This window comes from Formosa sejongensis (assembly GCF_033447105.1).
Lineage (GTDB): Bacteria > Bacteroidota > Bacteroidia > Flavobacteriales > Flavobacteriaceae > Formosa.
The window spans coordinates 117255-136796 of sequence record NZ_JAWQUN010000004.1 but is presented as its reverse complement, the minus strand read 5'-3'; the positions used below and the strand labels follow the sequence as shown (position 1 = coordinate 136796).

Below are 19542 nucleotides of genomic sequence, written 5' to 3'. Positions count from 1 at the left end.
TATCTTTAATTATAAAACCATATTATCGATAGGGCAAACAAGAATACCTTCTGCTCCATGAAATTTAAGCTCGTCTATAATTTCCCAAAATTTATTTTTATCAATTACGGTATGAACAGAGCTCCATCCTTCTTGCGCTAAAGGTAAGACTGTTGGACTTTTCATACCTGGTAAAATGGCAATAATTTCATCTAATTTATCATTTGGTGCGTTTAATAGCACATATTTAGAACGACGCCCTTTTAAAACCGATTCTATTCTGAATTTAATGATATTTAAAACCTCTAAATTAGCGTCAGAAATTAAAGGTGAAGCGGCTAAAACAGCTTCCGACTTTAATAAAACTTCTACTTCTTTTAGTCCGTTTTTAAACAATGTGCTTCCGCTAGAAACAATATCTACTATAGCATCTGCCAATCCAATATTTGGAGCAATTTCTACAGATCCGTTAATAATGTGCAGCTGTGCATTTACATTATTTTTATCTAAAAATTGTTGTACTGTATTTGGATATGAAGTCGCGATACGCTTACCTTCTAAATCTTGCATGCTGTTGTATTTTGCCGATTTTGGCACAGCGATAGATACTTTACAAGATGAAAAACCTAATTTTTGAATAACTTGAATCTCTCCTCCTTTTTCAATTAAAACATTCTCGCCAATAATAGCGGCATCTACAACGCCATCTTTTAAATACTGTGGTATGTCTCCGTTACGCAAATAAAACACTTCTAATGGGAAGTTTTTAGCCGAAGCTTTTAATTGATCTCTTCCGTTGTCAATAGAAATCCCTATGTCTTTAAGGATTTGCATAGATTCGTCGTAAAGTCGACCTGATTTTTGAACTGCAATTTTTAATTTACTCATTTTGTTGATTAATATGGTTTGAGCAAGATCGTGTGGAGAAAAATAAAAACCCCATCTGATTAACTCAAACGGGGTTTAAAAATATATTATTTTGAATTTATTCAATACACTTTCAGCTCGCTTAAGGACAAGTATGAAAATGATGATGATGTAATTGAATAAAGTTCATATTATTATTTCGTTATACACAAATATTCAAAAAAATTAAACACTTATGCAAGTTTTAAACTAAAAAATATTAATTAATTATTGATTTCCTAGAATAATAGGCATCCCACTCTTTCCTGAACCAATAACAATGACTTTAGAATTTGGAGATTCCGACAATTTAACCGTAGCTTCAATTCCTTTATCTTGTAAAATTTTATCATTTAAAGACTCACTTAAAATTCTATTCGCATCAGCCTTTCCTTGTGCTTCAATAATTTGTTTTTGAGCTTCTTTTTGAGCTGTAACTAATCTAAATTCATATTCTAAAGATTCTTGCTCTTGCTTCAATTTACGCTCAATAGCGTCTTTAATTGTAGAAGGTAATGTTACATCTCTAACTAAAATCTGATTTAATTGAATGTATTGATCATCTACAATATTTTTAGTCTCGTCAAAAATTTCTTGCTGAATCGCGTCACGTTTACTAGAATATAATTGCTCTGGTGTGTAACGTCCAACAACACTTCTTGCAGCCGAACGAATGGCAGGAAGTAAAATACGTTCTATATACATTTCACTCTTTTCTTGATGAAGTTTCCCTAAGTTCTCAAATTGAGGCTGAAACCATGCAGAAGCCTCCAATTTAATATCTAGTCCGTTAGAAGAAAGTACATTCATTTTCTCGTAAATCTCTTGTTGTCTTACTTCGTAAACAAAAACTTTATTCCAAGGCGCTACAATATGAAATCCTTCTCCTAAAGCTGGCTCATCTGTTACAACTCCATCGTCAAAGGTTTTATAAAGCACACCTGCTTCCCCTGAGTCAATGGTTATAGCCGATTTAGAAATTAAAATAACTACTGCTATGATAGCAATAACAAAAGGCAATGCAATTTTAGGTAATTTATCCATTATTTATTTATTAAGTTAATCCATTATATTTTCTTAAAAACCACTCTAAAGATAAGCAGAAAACTATGATTCCTAGCACATATGTCCAGTCAATTAGGGCTTGTGTTGTCTTTATACTTTTTTGAATAGTCGCATATTTAGTACTCGCTATTAATTCATTAAAAACAATCTCATAATCCGCTATAAAACAAGATGTTCCATTTGTTTTTAAAGCTAACTGCTTTAACTTTGGAACATCTGCATTTAAAAATTGTTGCTCTACATTATACTCCAAAATAGTAAAGGTTCCTGATTTAGAAATGTTTTCATTACTCGCCCTAACCGTAAACTCATATTCTGAGGCTGGCAGATGACTTAAATCGACTTGATAGTTGTTTTTTTTAAGCACAAAAGGTAATTCTGAAACATCTCCTGTTTCTTTATTTTTTAATTTAATTTGAAGTGTTTCTCCGCTATCGAACTCATAATTCTTATTAAAAAACTGCGCTTTAATAACCACATCATTAACGCCTTCGTAAAAAGATTCAAAATCTAAAAGTAAACGCGTTTTACGTTGCGTAGATGCTAAATACTGCACTAATTTTCCAATAAAATTATCGAATGCATTAAATGACTTTTCGTTTAAAAAACTTTGAGCGCGCCATTGCCAAATGTTTTCTCCTAAGAGCAAAGCTTCTCTCCTACCATCGATTTCAAAAGTGGCCAATAAAGGTTGTTCTGTAATTAAGTTTCCTAACTTTTTATATAGTAAGGTTTCGTAAGATGCAAAAAATGAAATCTCACCAAATGTAGATTTTAAAGATGGGAACGATTCAAAATTTAAATCGTCTACAATAAATGTAGAATAATTGGCATTAAATACCCCTTGAAACATTTCTGTTTGAGCTGTAATATCGTGTTCGTAAATTGTAGTTTGATTGTTTAGAAAGAACCAATCCGTTTGTTCACCTGAAATGATCCATGCATTTCGATTTTCGGCCTTAATGGCATCAAAAACAAACTTAAACTGATTATTAGGCTGATATAATATAACCAAATGAAAATCATTTAGTTGACTTTTAATTTCATTTGGTTTTAAAATTGAAACCGAACGTTGCTCGTTACTTTCAATACTCTTTTTAAGCATCCCTAAATCGGGGTGGAAAAAACTTGAAACAATGGCAATATTCATCTTTTCATCAATCACTTCAACAGCAAAATTCTTTGTGTTATTTACCGTGTTTTTTTCAGTTTCTAAGGGTGTTAAATGTGCCTTATAAGCAGATAATCCGACATAATTTGCAGGTAAAGTAAATTGTAAAACTTCTGAATTTTGAGTTTTATTAAATGTTATGTTTTTTGAATATACGGTTTGCTTTCCTGTCGTAACCGTGAACGTGGAGTTTACCGTTTCTTTTCCGTTGTATACCAGAACAGTTTCTACCGGAAACTTATTTTTTAAATAGGCATATTTATTTACGTTTAATTGCCTAATACTTAAATCGACATAAGCAGTGGTATCTCCTAAAATTATAGGGTAAACCGGTTGATTATAATTAGAAAACTCGTAATCATTACCAAAAGTTTGGTTTCCGTCGGTAATTAAAATGGTTGGAGCAACTTCGTCTTTGTAAATATCCTGAAGGTTCTCTAAAGCTGAAGAAATATCAGTTTGTTTTTCAGAAAATGTGAGTGAATCTGAGGCGTTTAATGATTTACCAAAACTGTAATATTCAATAGTAAACTTATCATTTAATTCTGAATTAGAACGTATAGACTCAACCACTTGTTTTGCGTTAGTATCTTGCTCTAATTGTGCTACGGAATTAGAATTATCTACCGCAACCAATAGCTTTGGTTTTTCTGATGTTAATTTAAGTTGTTCGAACTTAGGATTGATTAACAACAGCAATACCGAAAAAATAGTAGTAAACCGTAAAAAAGCGAAAAGCATGTACAATTTCGACATGCTTTTCACTTTAAATTTATACTGAAATAAAGCCAATAGAAGTGCTACAATTCCAGCGAGAATAATATATAATAGGGTTTCTGTGAGCATATATTATGTTAACATTCCTCCATCTACATTTAACGTTTGCCCTGTAACATACGCACTCATGTCACTTGCTAAAAACACACAAACATTTGCAACATCTTCTGGAGTCCCTCCTCTTTTTAAAGGAATACCAGTTCTCCAACCTTTCACAGTTTCTTCGTCTAACTTAGCTGTCATTTCAGTTTCAATAAAACCTGGTGCAACAACGTTACTTCTAATATTTCTTGATCCTAATTCTAAAGCTACAGATTTGGAGAATCCGATAATTCCAGCTTTAGACGCTGCATAGTTAGTCTGACCTGCATTTCCTTTAACACCAACAACAGAACTCATATTAATAATCGAACCTTTACGTTGTTTAAGCATAGTACGCTGCACCGCTTTCGTCATATTAAAAACAGACTTTAAGTTAACCTCTATAACTTGGTCAAAATCTTCCTCACTAATACGCATTAACAAGTTATCTTTTGTAATTCCTGCGTTATTTACTAGTATGTCTATACTTCCAAATTCTTTTACTACATTTTCAGCCAACTCTTGAGCTTCAGCAAAATTGGCAGCATTACTTTGGTAACCTTTAGCTTTTATTCCTAAGCCATTTAATTCTGCTTCTAAAGCATTTGCAGCTTCTACAGAAGAACTATAAGTAAATGCTACGTTTGCACCATGTTGTGCAAAAACCTGAGCAATTCCCTTACCAATTCCACGGCTTGCACCTGTAATAATTGCTGTTTTTCCTTGTAATAATTTCATGTGTAGTTAAATATAATTTTGAATTTCAAATATACTAATTCAAATTCTGACAGTATAAAAAAACCTCACAAATATTTGTGAGGTTTTAGTGTTTTAAAGGTTATTTATACGAATTACATCTTTACATCTGCTGTTGTATCATAATTAAATAAATAATCGATATCCATTTCATTAATCTCACCTAATTTACTGAGTGCTTTAAAATCGATATCTTTTTTATTTCCAATAACCATGATGTTGTAATTTTCTCCTTTTATATTTTCATTAAAGAAATCACGCAAATCATTAATTGTCATGTTTTGAATGGTATTATACATAGCTTCACGATTATCGTTATCTATTCCTAATTTTTTCAAGCTTTCGTAACTCCAGAAAATATTAGCTTTGGTAATACGTTGTGCTGCAATTTTCTTTAAAGCAGCATCTTTAGCCGCTTCAAATTGCTGTTCTGCTTCAGGCATATCACTCATTAAGGACATCATCGCATCAACAGCCTGCTCCATTTTATTTGCCTGAGTACCAATGTAAGCCGTCACGTAATTAGATTCTTCTTTTCTATTTGCTGTATCGTATTTTGAAAATGCTGAATACGCTAAAGACTTAGATTCTCTGATTTCTTGGAATACAATTGAAGATAATCCGCTACCAAAATAAGCGTTAAATAATCCTGCAGCTGCCAGATTATCGGCATTAAAAGCATCTCCTTTAGCTAAGAAAACCATTTCTGATTGCACCATATCGTAATTCACAAAATACACATGTCCGCCTGTGTCTTTTTCTACATAACTTGTTGCTTCTGGATAGTCTTTAAGTGGAGAAATTAATTTATGGTCTTTATTTAACGCCGCAACAGCAGCATCTACATCTTTACCATAATAGAAAATACGTTGCTTATAATCTTTTATACCTTTAACGATATCTACCAATTCTTGAGGATCTTGCCCTTTTAAATCTGAAGCTTTAATGATGTTTCTTAAACGAGAATTCTCACCATATTGACCATAGTTAACTAAACCATTCCATAAAATATTACCCTTTTGGGTTTTACCGTCTTGTCTTCCTTTTAAAATTTTATCTACATAACTAGCATATGCATCTGGATCGGATTTCGCATTAGTCAACAAATTTTCAAGTAATTCTAATCCCTTTGGTAGGTTTTCTTTTAATCCGCTTAACCCAATATAAGAAACATCGTTACCTGAACTTACATAATAGTTCACTCCTAATTTATAAAACTCTTTTTTAATATCTTCAGCCGACATTGTATCTGTACCTATATACTCTAAATATCCAACGGCTAAACTCAATTTTTTATCGTTATCCGTTCCCATATCAAAAATGATATTCAGATTGAATAAATCGTTAGTTTCATTTTCTATATACGATACTTTTACACCATTGTCTAGTGCTGTTTCTTTTATAGCCGATTTATAATCTACATATTTTGGTTGCAGTTCTTCCGATTCTAGTGCTTCAAAGGCTGTTAAATATTGAGAACTCTTATCTCTATTTAAATTAACAGGTGTAATACCTGGATTTTGAACTTTAACTATTGTGTTATCTTCACCTTTTCTTTTATAAACTACAACATAGTTATCTTTGTAAAAACGATTCGCGAAAGCCACTAAATCGTCCTTAGAAATAGCTTTTAACTCATCTAAAAACGCAACTTTATCTTCCCATTTTTCATGGTGAATAAAGGCATTGTAATATGCTGAAGCTAATCCTGTACTATTCTCGTATTGTTTAGTCTGACTCAGTTTTAAATCGTTTACTACGGCTTCAATCAACCAATCGTCAAACTCACCTTGTTTAAGTTTATTAATCTGAGAGAAAATTAAATCTTTTACTTCATCTAAAGATTGACCTTGTTTTGGGCTTCCTGAGAACTGTTGTAAACCATAATCGTTTAAAAACATGGTAGAACTTCCTGCTCTTTGCACTAATTGTTTCTGATTTAAATTTAAATCTATCAATCCTGCTTCACCATTTGCAAGAATCATATCTGCTAATGTTACATATTTTTCATCTTCAGAATTAATTCCATTACTTCTATAAGCAATGCTAATATTTTCTGAAGTAGGACCAAATACCTCTTTAACTATAGGCGCAGTAATTGGCTCTTCTGTAGAAAGCGTTGGGTGTACAACTTCCTTCTTAACTAATTTACCAAAAGTTTCGTTTACTTCTTTTATTGTTTTATCAAAGTCGATATCTCCAACCAATACCATTGCCATATTATTTGGTACATAATATTTATCGAAATAATTATTAATATCTACTAACGATGGATTTTTTAAGTGTTCAGATATTCCAATAGTATGTTGTTGTCCATAAGGATGTGTAGGAAATAATCCGTCTAACATTGCAGAATACACTTTTCTACCATCGTTATCCTGACTTCTGTTGAATTCTTCAAAAACAGCTTCTAATTCCGTGTGAAATAATCTTAACACTAATTTACTAAAACGGTCACTTTCTAATGTTAACCATTTTTTTAGCTCGTTAGCTGGAATTTTATTTTTATAAACAGTTTCTTCAAACCATGTATGTGCATTTGTCCCTGTTGCCCCCATTCCGCTAACCATTTTGTCGTATTCGTTAGCCACAGCATAGTTTGAAGCTTCTAAAGATACTTCATCTATTTTTTTATAAATTTCAAGTTTTTTTGCTTCATCGGTTTCTGCACGATGTGCTTCATACAAATCTGAAATTTGCTGAATGTACACTTGCTCCTTTTCCCAATCTGAAGTTCCGATCTTATCGGTTCCTTTAAATAACATATGCTCTAAATAATGAGCTAATCCTGTTGAATTACTTGGATCGTAATTTGAGCCGGCTCTAACGGCAATGTAAGTTTGAATTGTTGGTTCGTCTGTATTTTGACTTAAATACACTTGTAAACCATTTTCTAGAGTATATAAACGCAATCCGGTTGGATCGTTATTTACAACTTCATAAGAAAAGCCATTAGCATCTTTTTTCACTTCTGATATTTCCGTTTTGTTAATGTCTACACGTTGTTTACAAGCACTATTAAAAGTCGCTAAAAAGCAAAGCATAAGAATGAGTTTGATTTGTTTCATATAAATGTGTTAAGAATTAAAAAATCCGCTAACAAATTACTGTTAACGGATTAAAGAATAATATTTTTATATTTATTTTAACAGTGCAACACTGCTAAACTTCTACATTAATTATGCTAATTTACTTAAAACTTCTGCAACTTTTTTACCAATTTCTGCAGGAGAATTTACAACGTGAATTCCACATTCTGACATAATTGCTTTTTTAGCTTGAGCAGTATCATCGCTACCACCAACAATTGCACCAGCGTGACCCATTGTACGACCTGCAGGAGCAGTTTCTCCAGCGATAAAACCAATAACTGGTTTTTTACTTCCGCTAGCTTTGTACCAATGTGCAGCATCAGCTTCTAACTGACCACCAATTTCACCAATCATAACTACAGCTTCAGTTTCTGGATCGTTGATTAATAATTCAACAGCTTCTTTAGTTGTAGTTCCAATAATTGGATCTCCACCAATACCAATAGCTGTAGTAATACCTAAACCTTGTTTTACAACTTGGTCTGCAGCTTCGTAAGTTAAAGTACCTGATTTAGAGACGATACCAACAGTTCCTTTTTTGAATACAAAACCTGGCATAATACCAACTTTAGCTTCACCTGGTGTAATTACACCTGGACAATTAGGACCAATTAAACGACAGTCTTTACCTTTAATATAGTCTGCAGCAGTAATCATATCTGCAACTGGAATACCTTCAGTAATTGTAATAATTACTTTAATACCAGCATCGGCAGCTTCCATAATAGCATCTGCAGCAAAAGCTGGCGGTACAAAAATAATGGTAGTATCTGCACCAACTTGGTCTACAGCATCTTTTACAGTATTAAAAACTGGTCTATCTAAATGTGTTTGGCCACCTTTACCAGGAGTTACTCCTCCTACTACATTTGTACCATATTCAATCATTTGTTCGGCGTGAAAAGTACCCTCACTACCTGTAAATCCTTGAACTATTATTTTTGAATTTTTGTTTACTAAAACGCTCATCTAAGTTGTATTTATTTTTTTAAAGCTTCACAAATGTAAAGTTTTAACAAGTATTTATAAAGATTTTTTTTGACTTTTATTTAAAAACATTCTGTTTCCAGACGCTATTTGTAATTAGGAATTTTCTTTTAATTTTTCAATTATTTTAGGAAGTTGTCTTAACATTGCAAATTCCTTTAATTTATTCCTAGATTCTTCAATAGGTGTACCGAAATACGATTTTCCTCCAGAGACCGATTTTGTTACTCCGGTTTGCCCCATAATAACAGCTTTTGTTCCTATGGTGATTCCACTAGCTGTTCCTACTTGACCCCACATTGTAACTTCATCTTCAATAACCACACAGCCAGCAATTCCTACTTGCGAAGCAATAAGACACTTCTTACCAATTACGGTATCATGTCCAACTTGAATTTGATTATCTAGTTTAGAACCTTCACCAATAATTGTATCGCCAGTAACTCCTTTGTCTATTGTGCACAATGCACCTATATGTACATTATCTTTTATCACTACACGACCGCCAGATTTTAATTGATCGAAACCTTCTGGTCTATTTTTATAATAAAATGCTGAAGCTCCTAAAATAGTTCCTGCTTGAATAATTACATTATCTCCAATTACAGTATCATCGTAAATGCTAACATTAGAGTGAATAATACAATTTTTTCCAATAGTTACATTATGACCAACAAAACAGTTAGGTTGAAGAATAGTATTCTCGCCTATTATAGCTGAAGTTGATATGCTTTGATTTGCACTTTGAAACGGTTTGAAATGTTGTGTTAATTTATTAAAATCCCGAAAAGGATCGTCTGAAATTAACAACGCCTTACCTTCTGGACATTCAACTTCTTTGTTAATTAATACAATACTTGCTGCCGATTTTAAAGCTTTATCATAATATTTAGGATGGTCTACAAAAACAATATCTCCCGTTTCTACCACATGTATTTCGTTCATGCCTAACACAGGAAATTCGTCTTGTCCAACAAATTCACAATCTATAATAGTTGCTATTTGTTTTAATGTATATGGTTTAGGGAATTTCAAAACACCTACTCTTTTACACGTTCTTTGTACGTTCCTTTGTCTGTTTCTACTTTAATTTTATCGCCTTCATTAATAAATAAAGGTACATTAATTATAGCTCCAGTCTCTACAGTTGCAGGTTTTGTTGCATTAGTAGCAGTGTTTCCTTTAATACCCGGTTCTGTAGCAGTAATTTCTAAAATAACACTTGCAGGCATATCTACTGAAAGTGGCATACCATCTTCAGAGTTAATTAAAATTGTAACCACTTCTCCTTCTTTTAATAAATCTGGACTATCTAAAGCATTCACGTTTAGCATGATTTGTGTATAGTCTTCAACATTCATAAAGTGATATAAATCACCTTCTGGGTATAAATATTGAAATTTATGAGTTTCTACACGAACATCTTCTAACTTATGTCCGGCAGAGAATGTGTTATCTATGACTTTTCCAGTTGTTACACTTTTTAATTTTGTTCTAACAAATGCTGGACCTTTACCTGGTTTAACGTGTAAAAATTCAATTACTTTAAAAATATCATGATTATATCTTATGCATAATCCGTTTCTAATATCTGATGTTGATGCCATTCTATTTTTTTAGTTTGATTTAAAATATCCTTTCATAATTCCGCGTTGTGAATCTCTTATAAATTGAAGAATTTCATCGCGTTCTGGAGTAGCTTCCCACTCTGCTTCTATAATTTCTACCGCTTGGGTATTATTATAATTTTTTTGATATAATACGCGATAAATATCCTGTACTTCTCTTATTTTTTCTGTGGTAAAACCTCTTCGTCTTAATCCAACAGAATTAATCCCTACATATGATAATGGTTCGCGAGCTGCTTTTACAAACGGCGGAACATCTTTTCTTACTAATGATCCTCCAGTTACAAACGCATGATTCCCTATAGAACAAAACTGATGAACAGCTGTCATTCCTGCTAATACTACGTAATCTCCAACTGTAATATGTCCAGCTAAAGTACTATTATTAGAAAAGATACAATTTCTACCAACTATACAATCGTGAGCAATATGGCAATACGCCATAATTAAACAATTATCACCAATTACGGTTTTCATTCTATCGGTTGTACCCCTATTTATAGTAACACATTCTCTAATGGTAACATTATTACCAATTATAGTTAATGTATCTTCATCATTATATTTAAGATCTTGAGGCACTCCGGAAATAACAGATCCTGGAAAGATATTACAATTTTTTCCAATGCGAGCACCTTCCATAATAGTAACATTACTTCCTATCCAAGTCCCTTCTCCTATCACCACATTATTATGTATCGTTGTAAACGGATCTATAACTACATTCTTTGCAATTTTTGCACCAGGATGCACGTAAGCTAATGGTTGATTCATGTGATAATTTTTATTTTACTTTTGAAATTTGAGCCATTAATTCTGCTTCTGCGCATAATTTTCCATTAGCATAAGCATAACCTTGCATATGGCATATTCCTCTTCGAATTGGAGTAATTAAATCACATTTAAAAATTAAAGTATCTCCAGGAACTACCTTTTGTTTAAATTTTACTTTATCAATTTTCATAAAAAACGTAAGGTAATTTTCTGGATCCGGAACAGTGCTTAAAACCATAATACCACCTGTTTGCGCCATTGCTTCAACAATTAAAACACCTGGCATTACTGGAGCTCCAGGAAAGTGACCTGCGAAAAACGGTTCGTTCATAGTTACGTTTTTCATACCGATAACACCCGTAGCCGAAAGTTCGAAAATTTTATCAATTAGCAAGAATGGTTGTCTGTGTGGCAACATATCCATAATCTGATTAACATCCATTAAAGGCTCTTGTGACAAATCTACGTAAGGCACATTATTACGTCTTTCATTTTTAATAATTTTAGACATTTTTTTAGCAAACTGTGTGTTTACAAAATGTCCAGGCTTATTTGCAATAACTTTACCTCTTATACGTGTTCCTATTAAAGCTAAGTCTCCAATTACATCAAGTAATTTATGTCTTGCAGCTTCATTTGGATAATGTAATGTTAAGTTATCTAAAATTCCATTTGGCTTTACAGAAATAGAATCTTTTTTAAAGGCTTCTTTTAATTTCTCCATAGTTGCCGGAGATAATTCCTTATCTACATAAACAATGGCATTATTTAAATCTCCTCCTTTAATTAATCCGTGCTCTAAAAGCATTTCAATTTCATGTAAGAAACTGAATGTTCTAGCATCTGCAATCGTTTTTTTAAAGTCTGAAACCTGATTTAAAGTTGCATTTTGAGTACCTAATACTTTAGTGCCAAAATCGACCATAGTAGTAATTTGATATTCTTTAGCAGGCATTAAAAGAATTTCGCTTCCGGTTTCTTCATTTATAAAAGAAATAACTTCGGTTACTACATACTCTTCTCTAAACGCTTCTTGCTCTATAATTTCAGCACTTTCTAAAGCTTCAACAAAAAACTTTGAAGATCCATCCAAAATAGGTGGCTCTGCTGCACTTAACTCAATTAAAACATTGTCTAAATCTAAACCAACTAAGGCTGCTAATACATGCTCGCAGGTTTGAATAATGACCCCATTTTTCTCTAAACAGGTACCACGTTCGGTGTTGGTTACATAAATTGCATCAGCTTCAATAACTGGTGCACCTTCTAAATCCATACGTTTAAATGCAAAACCGAAATTTTTTGGTGCTGACTTAAAAGTTAGTGATACATTATTACCTGTATGTAATCCAACTCCATTTAAAGACACACTGTTTTTAATGGTTTTTTGTTTGGTTTCTGTCTTAACTATTGCCATTATTTTTTTTCTATTTCGTTTATTTTTTTAACTAATTTTGGTAAATTTTTAAAATGCACATAAGATTTACTCCATTCGGAATAAGAAAATGCTGGAGAACCTTGTAATATTTCATTATCCTTTATATTTCTTCCAATACCAGACTGCGCTTGTATTTTAACATTGTTTCCAATAATTAAATGTCCTGCAAAACCAACTTGTCCACCAATTTGACAGTTCTCGCCAATTTTAGTTGATCCCGCTACACCTGTTTGCGCTGCAATTACTGTATTCTTACCGATTTCGACATTATGTGCAATTTGAATTTGATTATCTAACTTCACACCTTTTCGAATAATGGTAGATCCTAATGTTGCTCTATCAATAGACGTTCCTGCTCCCACATCGACATAATCTTCTAAAATTACATTTCCAATTTGTGGCACCTTCTCATATTCTCCTGCTTCATTTGGAGCAAAACCAAATCCATCGGCGCCAATTATGCATCCTGAATTAATTACACAATTGCGTCCTATAATACAATCGGAATAAATTTTAGCACCTGGATAAAGGATTGTATTTTCTCCGATACTAACATTATCACCTACATATGCGTTTGGATAAATTTTAACATTATCTCCTAAATTTACATTTTCTCCAATATATGAAAATGCGCCAACATAAATGTTATTTCCTTGAATTGATGAATCTCCAATAAATGAAGGTTGTTCAATACCCACCTTATTCGACTTTGCAGAATTATAATATTCTAATAATTTTGAAAATGCCTTATAGGCATCATTCACCTTTATTAAAGTCGTATTAAGATCCTTTTCTGGAATAAACGTTTTATTTACTATAGTAATAGACGCTTTTGTAGTATATATATAATGTATGTATTTGGGGTTTGCCAAAAATGTTAGTGCACCTTCAACACCCTCTTCTATTTTAGATAAAGTAGAAACTTCTACGTCGGGATTACCAACAACTTCCCCTTCTAAAATTCCTGCTATTTGTTCTGCTGTAAATTTCATCGAAGCAAAAATAGGAAAAATGTCCTAAAGTTTAGCTTTAGGATAACATATATAATATTTAGTGACCGGTTTTGAAAGCGCTTTCAAGTTTAATTGATCTGAAGCTTTCACTATATCTTCAATTTTACCTGATTTATACAAGATTTTAATTTGCTTACCATTTTGCTGATATGCTTGATTTGTAAGTTCGCCTGTAAACACAAAGTAATGAGCTTCTGCTTCACTTATATTATAGGTTGCTATGAGTTCTTTTAAATGTGATTTTAAGTGCTCCTTACCTATTTTTTTCTTCTTCAATTTAATTTTCAATAAATCTCTATTCAAAATCATTTCGCATAAATTACGAAGTACAAAATCGTCGTGGTATTGCCATTCTTTCATCGCAGAAATTATATCATAATCGTCTAATTTAGAAAACGTTTCTAGAGTATGCGTATCAAAATTAGATTCATTTATTTCAGTCTTTAAAAAATAAGATAATGCACGACTAGCTTCAAGATGTACGCTATTATGAGACAATTCTTTCGCACGTTTTAAAACGCGAATTAATAACTGTTCTGCAACAACACTTGTTTTATGAAGGTAAACTTGCCAATACATTAACCGTCTAGCGACAAGAAATTTTTCTACACTATAAATTCCTTTATTTTCAACCACCAACTCATCGTCTACAACACTTAACATCGTAATTAAACGTTCGCTATTTATATTTCCTTCTGCAACTCCGGTATAAAAACTATCTCGCTTTAAATAATCGGCCCGATCCATATCTAATTGTGAAGAAATTAACTGACACATAAAGTTTCTAGGGTATTCACCTTTAAAAACAGAGATGGCTAGAGTTAAACTTCCGTTAAATTCATCGTTTAATTGCTCCATAAAAAGCAACGAAATTTGCTCGTGAGAGATGCCATTTACAATACTATGCTCCATTGCATGTGAAAACGGGCCATGACCAATATCGTGTAAAAGGATTGCTATATTTAAAGCTAACTCTTCCTCGTCAGAGATTTCAACACCCTTAAAACGAAGTACATAAATTGTTTTTTGCATTAAATGCATACACCCTATTGCGTGATGAAATCTGGTATGATGTGCGCCTGGATAAACTAAATAAGACATCCCCATTTGGGTAATTCGTCTTAAACGCTGAAAATATTTATGCTCAATTAAATCGAAAATTAACGAATTTGGTATGGTAATAAATCCGTAAATTGGATCGTTTAATATTTTAAGTTTATTCATCTATATGGTTTAGAAATGCTTAAGATGATCTTCTAAAAATGATTAAAAAATCACAAAAACATATACAAATATAACGATATGAATAACATAAATATACTTTGGGTTGATGATGAAATTGATTTACTAAAACCACACATCCTTTTTCTTGAGAAAAAAAATTATAAAGTCACAAAATGCACTAGTGGTACTGAGGCACTTGAGATATTAGACAGCAATAAATTCGATATTGTTTTTCTAGACGAAAACATGCCGGGATTAACAGGTCTTGAAACTTTAAATGAAATTAAAGAAAAAGACAACACCTTGCCTGTGGTAATGATTACTAAAAGTGAAGAAGAGTATATCATGGAGGAAGCGATTGGTAATAAAATTGCCGATTATTTGATTAAACCTGTCAATCCGCATCAGATTCTTCTTAGTCTAAAAAAGAATTTAGATCATTCGCGATTAATTTCAGAAAAAACAACGTCTAACTATCAACAGGAATTTAGAAAAATTGCTATGGATTTAGCCATGGTAAACAGTTATGAAGAATGGGCCACCTTATACCAAAAATTAGTGTATTGGGAAATTCAATTAGAAAATATTGAGGATGCAGGAATGTTCGAAATTTTGGAGTCCCAAAAATCTGAAGCTAATTCACAATTCGGGAAATTTATTGATAAAAATTATGCCAGTTGGTTCGAGCCAAATACCGATGCTCCAACCATGTCTCATACCCTATTTAAAAACAAGGTTGTTCCAGAATTAAGTAAAGAACAACCCACATTACTAGTCGTTATAGATAATTTAAGGTACGACCAATGGAAGTCTTTCGAACCATTTATAACACCTCATTATAAAAAAGAATACGAAAATACATTTTACAGTATTTTACCAACCGCAACACAGTACGCCAGAAATGCCATTTTCTCTGGACTAATGCCTAGTGATATGGAAAAACTACACCCTGAATATTGGAAAAACGATACCGATGAAGGTGGAAAAAACTTGTACGAAGCAGAATTTCTTCAAGCTCAAATGAAACGTTTGGGTTTACAAAACTTAACATGCGAGTATCATAAAATCACAAATTTAAAAAATGGTAAAAAATTAGTCGACAATTTTAAAAGCATGAAAGACAATGACCTAACAGTTGTTGTTTACAATTTTGTTGATATGCTCTCGCATGCGAAAACTGAAATGGATGTTGTAAAAGAATTAGCTTCAAACGATAAAGCATATCGGTCTTTAACACAAAGCTGGTTTAAAAACTCTCCCCTTTTTGAAATCATTCAGCAAGCACAACATTTAGGATTCAAATTAATTTTAACTACAGATCATGGTACTATAAATGTAAAAAATCCATCTAAAGTTGTTGGCGATCGCGATACGTCTTTAAATTTAAGATACAAAACAGGACGTAGTTTAACTTACGAATCTAAAGATGTTATAGAATTTAGAAATCCAAAAACGGTGCACTTACCTAGTTTAACCATGAGTAGTTCATTTATTTTCGCTAAAAACGATTTGTTTTTTGCTTATCCCAACAACTACAATCACTACGTAAGTTATTTTAGAAACACCTATCAGCATGGTGGTGTTTCACTAGAAGAAATGATTATTCCATTTGTTGTTTTAAACCCTAAATAGATTAATTTATCTAGATTGAATATCATTGTTGACTGAATATATCATTAGTGATTTTAATTTTTATTACTTATAATTGCATCTATATGCTATGTTAAAATGAGAGAATACCATATTAATGATTTAGATGATGTTGCAAAAGAAATCCTTGAAAAAGCAACATTTAAAACCATACTTTTCTATGGAGAAATGGGTGCAGGAAAAACCACTTTAATTAAAGCCTTAGTTAAAGGTTTAGGTTGTAAAGACGATGTGAGTAGCCCAACATTTTCAATTGTTAATGAATATAGTATAGATGATGGTTTAGTATATCATTTCGATTTTTACCGATTAAACGACGAAGAGGAAGCTTATAACTTTGGTATTGAAGATTATTTAGATTCTGGTGCTTGGTTATTTATAGAATGGCCCGAAAAGGTTAAAAATATTCTAGAAAACGAACCGTGTAATCGTTTAAAAATTGATTGTATAGATCCAGAAACCAGAAGATTAACATTTAATAAAAATTAAAAATTAAGTACTTAAGCAGTCTTTATGTATTGATTTATTATCAAAATTTAAAGAAGTACGGTTTTACCGTAACACTCATGTTCCAAAACAGTTGGTTTTAACATAATTTTAACATTTCGATCAAAATTCAATTAGTGCATTCTATATATTTGAATCATTAATTAATTAAATCCCTTAGAATTATGAAAACTAAAAAGTACATTATCGCAATCGCAATTTTTGGAGGCATGTTTTTCACTGCACAAGCAACTAACCTAATTAACTTGAATGATCAACAAACCCCACAAATTGAAAAATGGAAAATTAAAATTCCATCACACGGATAATAGAAGCCTAATTTTAGGGAGTATTATTGCAACATTTATTGCGGCTACTCCCTATTTGTTCTATTTATATGAAAGTGTGCCACCTAATATTACGGTTTGGCACACTTTCTTATTTACTTACGAAAGCACTTTTTACGGTGGATTAGATATTGTTGCTTGGACAATAATGGGGAAATTAATGCCATTATTATTATTGATAATTTGGTTTTTTACGTGTCGTCATTGGTGGTATCATGTTTTACTTGTACCAATTGCAATGTTTTCTTTTCAAATTTTCACAGTGCTTAATGATGATTTACAATATGTAGATAGTAATCAAATTTTTTATTTATTGCCAATTATGGCGTTTATAATTCCATCTATATATTTAATTCGTGCTAGAATTTTTAATAATGTAAATAAAGTAGATCAATCGCTCCAAGATCTTGAAGATGAATTTAAAATTTCTCCTAAAGCAATTAAAGAAAGGCTAAAAGATTATTTTTAAAATTACTTTTAAGCATTTAAAATATTATTTGTAATTTGACTACATATTATAGTGTCAAAAAAATATGTCTAAATCATTTTCACCATTCACACACCAGCAGTTAATTCCACAAGAAGAGACTCTTGAGATTTATAAATACAAAGGCAATTTATTTATAGGTATTCCAAAAGAATCAGCCTATCAAGAAAAACGAGTTTGCCTAACTCCAGATGCTGTTTCTGCTTTAATTAGCAACGGACACCGCGTGTTAATGGAAGCTGGAGCAGGATTAGGAGCAAATTTTACAGACAGAGATTATAGTGAAGCTGGTGCCGAACTTACAAAAGATACGGCAAAAGTATTTTCTTGCCCAATGATTTTAAAGGTAGAACCTCCTACTCTAGAACAAATCGACCTTATTAATCCCCAAACCATTTTAATTTCTGCACTTCAATTAAAAACACAACATAAGAAGTATTTTGAGGCTATGGCTGCCAAGCGAATTACAGCTTTAGCTTTCGAATTTATTCGCGACGACGACGGTCATTATCCTGCTGTACGCTCTTTAAGTGAAATTGCAGGAACAGGTGCCGTTATTATTGCTTCAGAATTATTATCGAATATTAACCAAGGAAATGGTTTGTTATTTGGAAATATATGTGGTGTTCCTCCGGTTGAAGTCGTTATTTTAGGAGCTGGAACAGTCGGAGAATTTGCTGCCAGAAGCGCCATTGGTTTAGGTGCAAATGTAAAAGTATTCGATAATTCAATCTCAAAACTTAGACGTATTCAAACCAATTTAGGCCGACCAATTTACACATCTACAATACAACCTAAAAATTTAACTAAAGCTTTAAAACGCTGCGATGTTGCTATTGGAGCAGTACGTGGAAAGTCTCGTTCGCCAATTCTTGTTACAGAAGCTATGGTGCAATCTATGAAAAAAGGGTCAGTAATTATGGATGTTAGCATCGATATGGGAGGCTGTTTTGAGACTAGTGAAGTCACTTCGCATAAAATTCCTACATTTAATAAACACGGTGTTATACATTATTGTGTTCCTAATATCCCTGCACGTTTCTCTAGAACAGCTTCTGTTTCAATAAGTAACATCTTCACACCTTATCTTTTAAAGATTGCTGAAGAAGGTGGTTTAGAAAATTCTTTAAGATTTGAGAAAGGTTTAAAAAATGGGTTGTACTTTTATCACGGTATTTTAACGAATCGTTCGGTTGGCGAATGGTTTAACTTAAAACACAGTGATATTAATCTCTTAATTTTTTAAATGACACTTTTTCAACGTTTTGGATATTATCTTGGAGGCTTTTCTTTAGGACTTATAATTCTAGCTTTTTTCCTTAGTGGAAAAAAAGCTTCATGCAGCTACGGGCTTGATGCTCGAGTAGTAAAAAACATCAACACTAAACAAATAGTTTATAGCGAAAATGCTCGAAATATTATTACAGAGCAACAATTAGACACCATTATTCTAAATCATGTTTTAAGAAAAGGTGATGTCGATTTTTCTAAAAGTGAAACATCTACAGAACCCTGTAAAACGTATTATTTAGATGGCACTATGGAAAAAAAATCTATCGCTTTAATCGTAAAAAACTGCGATAAAACTGCAACTATTGAAGACATTAAACTTCTAGATTAAAAAAACTTACATAACATAAAAAGACTGTCTATGCGGACAGTCTTTTTTGTGTGTGAAAAT

General features: G+C 32.2%; 18 protein-coding genes. 6 read left to right on the top strand and 12 right to left on the bottom strand.

Annotated elements, in window-relative coordinates; genetic code table 11:
- Positions 1-9: 9 nt before the first annotated feature.
- From hisG to R6X41_RS06260, 12 genes are all read right to left on the bottom strand, one after another.
- Positions 10-867, bottom strand: a complete 858-nt coding sequence (hisG, locus tag R6X41_RS06315; protein WP_318498499.1) for an ATP phosphoribosyltransferase — start codon at positions 865-867, stop codon at positions 10-12.
- A 246-nt stretch (positions 868-1113) separates the two neighbouring features.
- Positions 1114-1929: a prohibitin family protein gene (locus tag R6X41_RS06310; protein ID WP_318498497.1), complete on the bottom strand. Its 816-nt coding sequence runs from the start codon at positions 1927-1929 to the stop codon at positions 1114-1116.
- A gap of 10 nt (positions 1930-1939) precedes the next feature.
- On the bottom strand, positions 1940-3967 hold the full coding sequence (locus R6X41_RS06305; RefSeq protein ID WP_318498495.1) for a VWA domain-containing protein: 2028 nt from the start codon (positions 3965-3967) through the stop codon (positions 1940-1942).
- 3 nt (positions 3968-3970) lie between these two features.
- Positions 3971-4717, bottom strand: a complete 747-nt coding sequence (fabG, locus tag R6X41_RS06300) for a 3-oxoacyl-[acyl-carrier-protein] reductase (RefSeq protein ID WP_318498493.1) — start codon at positions 4715-4717, stop codon at positions 3971-3973.
- Between the two features lie 113 nt (positions 4718-4830).
- Positions 4831-7803 carry a M16 family metallopeptidase gene (locus R6X41_RS06295; protein ID WP_318498491.1) on the bottom strand — a complete coding sequence of 991 codons (2973 nt, stop codon included), beginning with the start codon at positions 7801-7803 and terminating at the stop codon, positions 4831-4833.
- Between the two features lie 111 nt (positions 7804-7914).
- Complete coding sequence (gene sucD, locus R6X41_RS06290) at positions 7915-8796, bottom strand: succinate--CoA ligase subunit alpha (protein ID WP_318498490.1); 882 nt, start codon at positions 8794-8796, stop codon at positions 7915-7917.
- Positions 8797-8910: 114 nt separating this feature from the next.
- Positions 8911-9849, bottom strand: coding sequence for a UDP-3-O-(3-hydroxymyristoyl)glucosamine N-acyltransferase (locus tag R6X41_RS06285; protein ID WP_318498488.1), 939 nt, complete (start codon positions 9847-9849; stop codon positions 8911-8913).
- A gap of 5 nt (positions 9850-9854) precedes the next feature.
- Positions 9855-10421 (bottom strand): elongation factor P, encoded by a 567-nt coding sequence (gene efp / locus R6X41_RS06280; RefSeq protein WP_318498486.1) that lies wholly within the window; start codon positions 10419-10421, stop codon positions 9855-9857.
- A gap of 9 nt (positions 10422-10430) precedes the next feature.
- Positions 10431-11216 carry an acyl-ACP--UDP-N-acetylglucosamine O-acyltransferase gene (gene lpxA / locus R6X41_RS06275; protein WP_318498484.1) on the bottom strand — a complete coding sequence of 262 codons (786 nt, stop codon included), beginning with the start codon at positions 11214-11216 and terminating at the stop codon, positions 10431-10433.
- 10 nt (positions 11217-11226) lie between these two features.
- Positions 11227-12633, bottom strand: a complete 1407-nt coding sequence (locus R6X41_RS06270; protein ID WP_318498482.1) for a bifunctional UDP-3-O-[3-hydroxymyristoyl] N-acetylglucosamine deacetylase/3-hydroxyacyl-ACP dehydratase — start codon at positions 12631-12633, stop codon at positions 11227-11229.
- Complete coding sequence (gene lpxD / locus R6X41_RS06265; RefSeq protein WP_318498480.1) at positions 12633-13646, bottom strand: UDP-3-O-(3-hydroxymyristoyl)glucosamine N-acyltransferase; 1014 nt, start codon at positions 13644-13646, stop codon at positions 12633-12635. The genes R6X41_RS06270 and lpxD overlap by 1 nt, the downstream gene beginning before the upstream one ends.
- A gap of 24 nt (positions 13647-13670) precedes the next feature.
- Entirely contained in the window at positions 13671-14891 is a 1221-nt protein-coding gene (locus R6X41_RS06260) for an HD domain-containing protein (protein WP_318498478.1), read from the bottom strand.
- Positions 14892-14969: 78 nt separating this feature from the next.
- On the opposite strand from R6X41_RS06260, the gene porX reads away from it, so the two are divergent.
- The 6 genes from porX (at position 14970) to R6X41_RS06230 (ending at position 19482) form a co-directional block, all read left to right on the top strand.
- Positions 14970-16523 (top strand): T9SS response regulator signal transducer PorX, encoded by a 1554-nt coding sequence (gene porX, locus R6X41_RS06255; RefSeq protein WP_318498477.1) that lies wholly within the window; start codon positions 14970-14972, stop codon positions 16521-16523.
- 96 nt (positions 16524-16619) lie between these two features.
- Positions 16620-17030: a tRNA (adenosine(37)-N6)-threonylcarbamoyltransferase complex ATPase subunit type 1 TsaE gene (tsaE, locus tag R6X41_RS06250; protein WP_318498475.1), complete on the top strand. Its 411-nt coding sequence runs from the start codon at positions 16620-16622 to the stop codon at positions 17028-17030.
- Between the two features lie 182 nt (positions 17031-17212).
- Entirely contained in the window at positions 17213-17356 is a 144-nt protein-coding gene (locus R6X41_RS06245; RefSeq protein WP_318498473.1) for a hypothetical protein, read from the top strand.
- Positions 17319-17843: a hypothetical protein gene (locus tag R6X41_RS06240; RefSeq protein WP_318498471.1), complete on the top strand. Its 525-nt coding sequence runs from the start codon at positions 17319-17321 to the stop codon at positions 17841-17843. The genes R6X41_RS06245 and R6X41_RS06240 overlap by 38 nt, the downstream gene beginning before the upstream one ends.
- Before the next feature lie 64 nt (positions 17844-17907).
- Positions 17908-19107: an alanine dehydrogenase gene (locus R6X41_RS06235; RefSeq protein ID WP_318498469.1), complete on the top strand. Its 1200-nt coding sequence runs from the start codon at positions 17908-17910 to the stop codon at positions 19105-19107.
- The gene (locus R6X41_RS06230; RefSeq protein ID WP_318498467.1) at positions 19108-19482 is read left to right on the top strand and encodes a hypothetical protein; all 375 of its coding nucleotides are present in this window, start codon (positions 19108-19110) and stop codon (positions 19480-19482) included.
- Positions 19483-19542: the final 60 nt, after the last annotated feature.

Coding starts and splice junctions, on each gene's coding strand:
- hisG (WP_318498499.1), bottom strand. CDS start 867: ATGAGTAAATTAAAAATTGCAGTTCAAAAATCAGGTCGACTTTACGAC.
- R6X41_RS06310 (WP_318498497.1), bottom strand. CDS start 1,929: ATGGATAAATTACCTAAAATTGCATTGCCTTTTGTTATTGCTATCATA.
- R6X41_RS06305 (WP_318498495.1), bottom strand. CDS start 3,967: ATGCTCACAGAAACCCTATTATATATTATTCTCGCTGGAATTGTAGCA.
- fabG (WP_318498493.1), bottom strand. CDS start 4,717: ATGAAATTATTACAAGGAAAAACAGCAATTATTACAGGTGCAAGCCGT.
- R6X41_RS06295 (WP_318498491.1), bottom strand. CDS start 7,803: ATGAAACAAATCAAACTCATTCTTATGCTTTGCTTTTTAGCGACTTTT.
- sucD (WP_318498490.1), bottom strand. CDS start 8,796: ATGAGCGTTTTAGTAAACAAAAATTCAAAAATAATAGTTCAAGGATTT.
- efp (WP_318498486.1), bottom strand. CDS start 10,421: ATGGCATCAACATCAGATATTAGAAACGGATTATGCATAAGATATAAT.
- lpxA (WP_318498484.1), bottom strand. CDS start 11,216: ATGAATCAACCATTAGCTTACGTGCATCCTGGTGCAAAAATTGCAAAG.
- R6X41_RS06270 (WP_318498482.1), bottom strand. CDS start 12,633: ATGGCAATAGTTAAGACAGAAACCAAACAAAAAACCATTAAAAACAGT.
- lpxD (WP_318498480.1), bottom strand. CDS start 13,646: ATGAAATTTACAGCAGAACAAATAGCAGGAATTTTAGAAGGGGAAGTT.
- R6X41_RS06260 (WP_318498478.1), bottom strand. CDS start 14,891: ATGAATAAACTTAAAATATTAAACGATCCAATTTACGGATTTATTACC.
- porX (WP_318498477.1), top strand. CDS start 14,970: ATGAATAACATAAATATACTTTGGGTTGATGATGAAATTGATTTACTA.
- tsaE (WP_318498475.1), top strand. CDS start 16,620: ATGAGAGAATACCATATTAATGATTTAGATGATGTTGCAAAAGAAATC.
- R6X41_RS06245 (WP_318498473.1), top strand. CDS start 17,213: ATGAAAACTAAAAAGTACATTATCGCAATCGCAATTTTTGGAGGCATG.
- R6X41_RS06235 (WP_318498469.1), top strand. CDS start 17,908: ATGTCTAAATCATTTTCACCATTCACACACCAGCAGTTAATTCCACAA.
- R6X41_RS06230 (WP_318498467.1), top strand. CDS start 19,108: ATGACACTTTTTCAACGTTTTGGATATTATCTTGGAGGCTTTTCTTTA.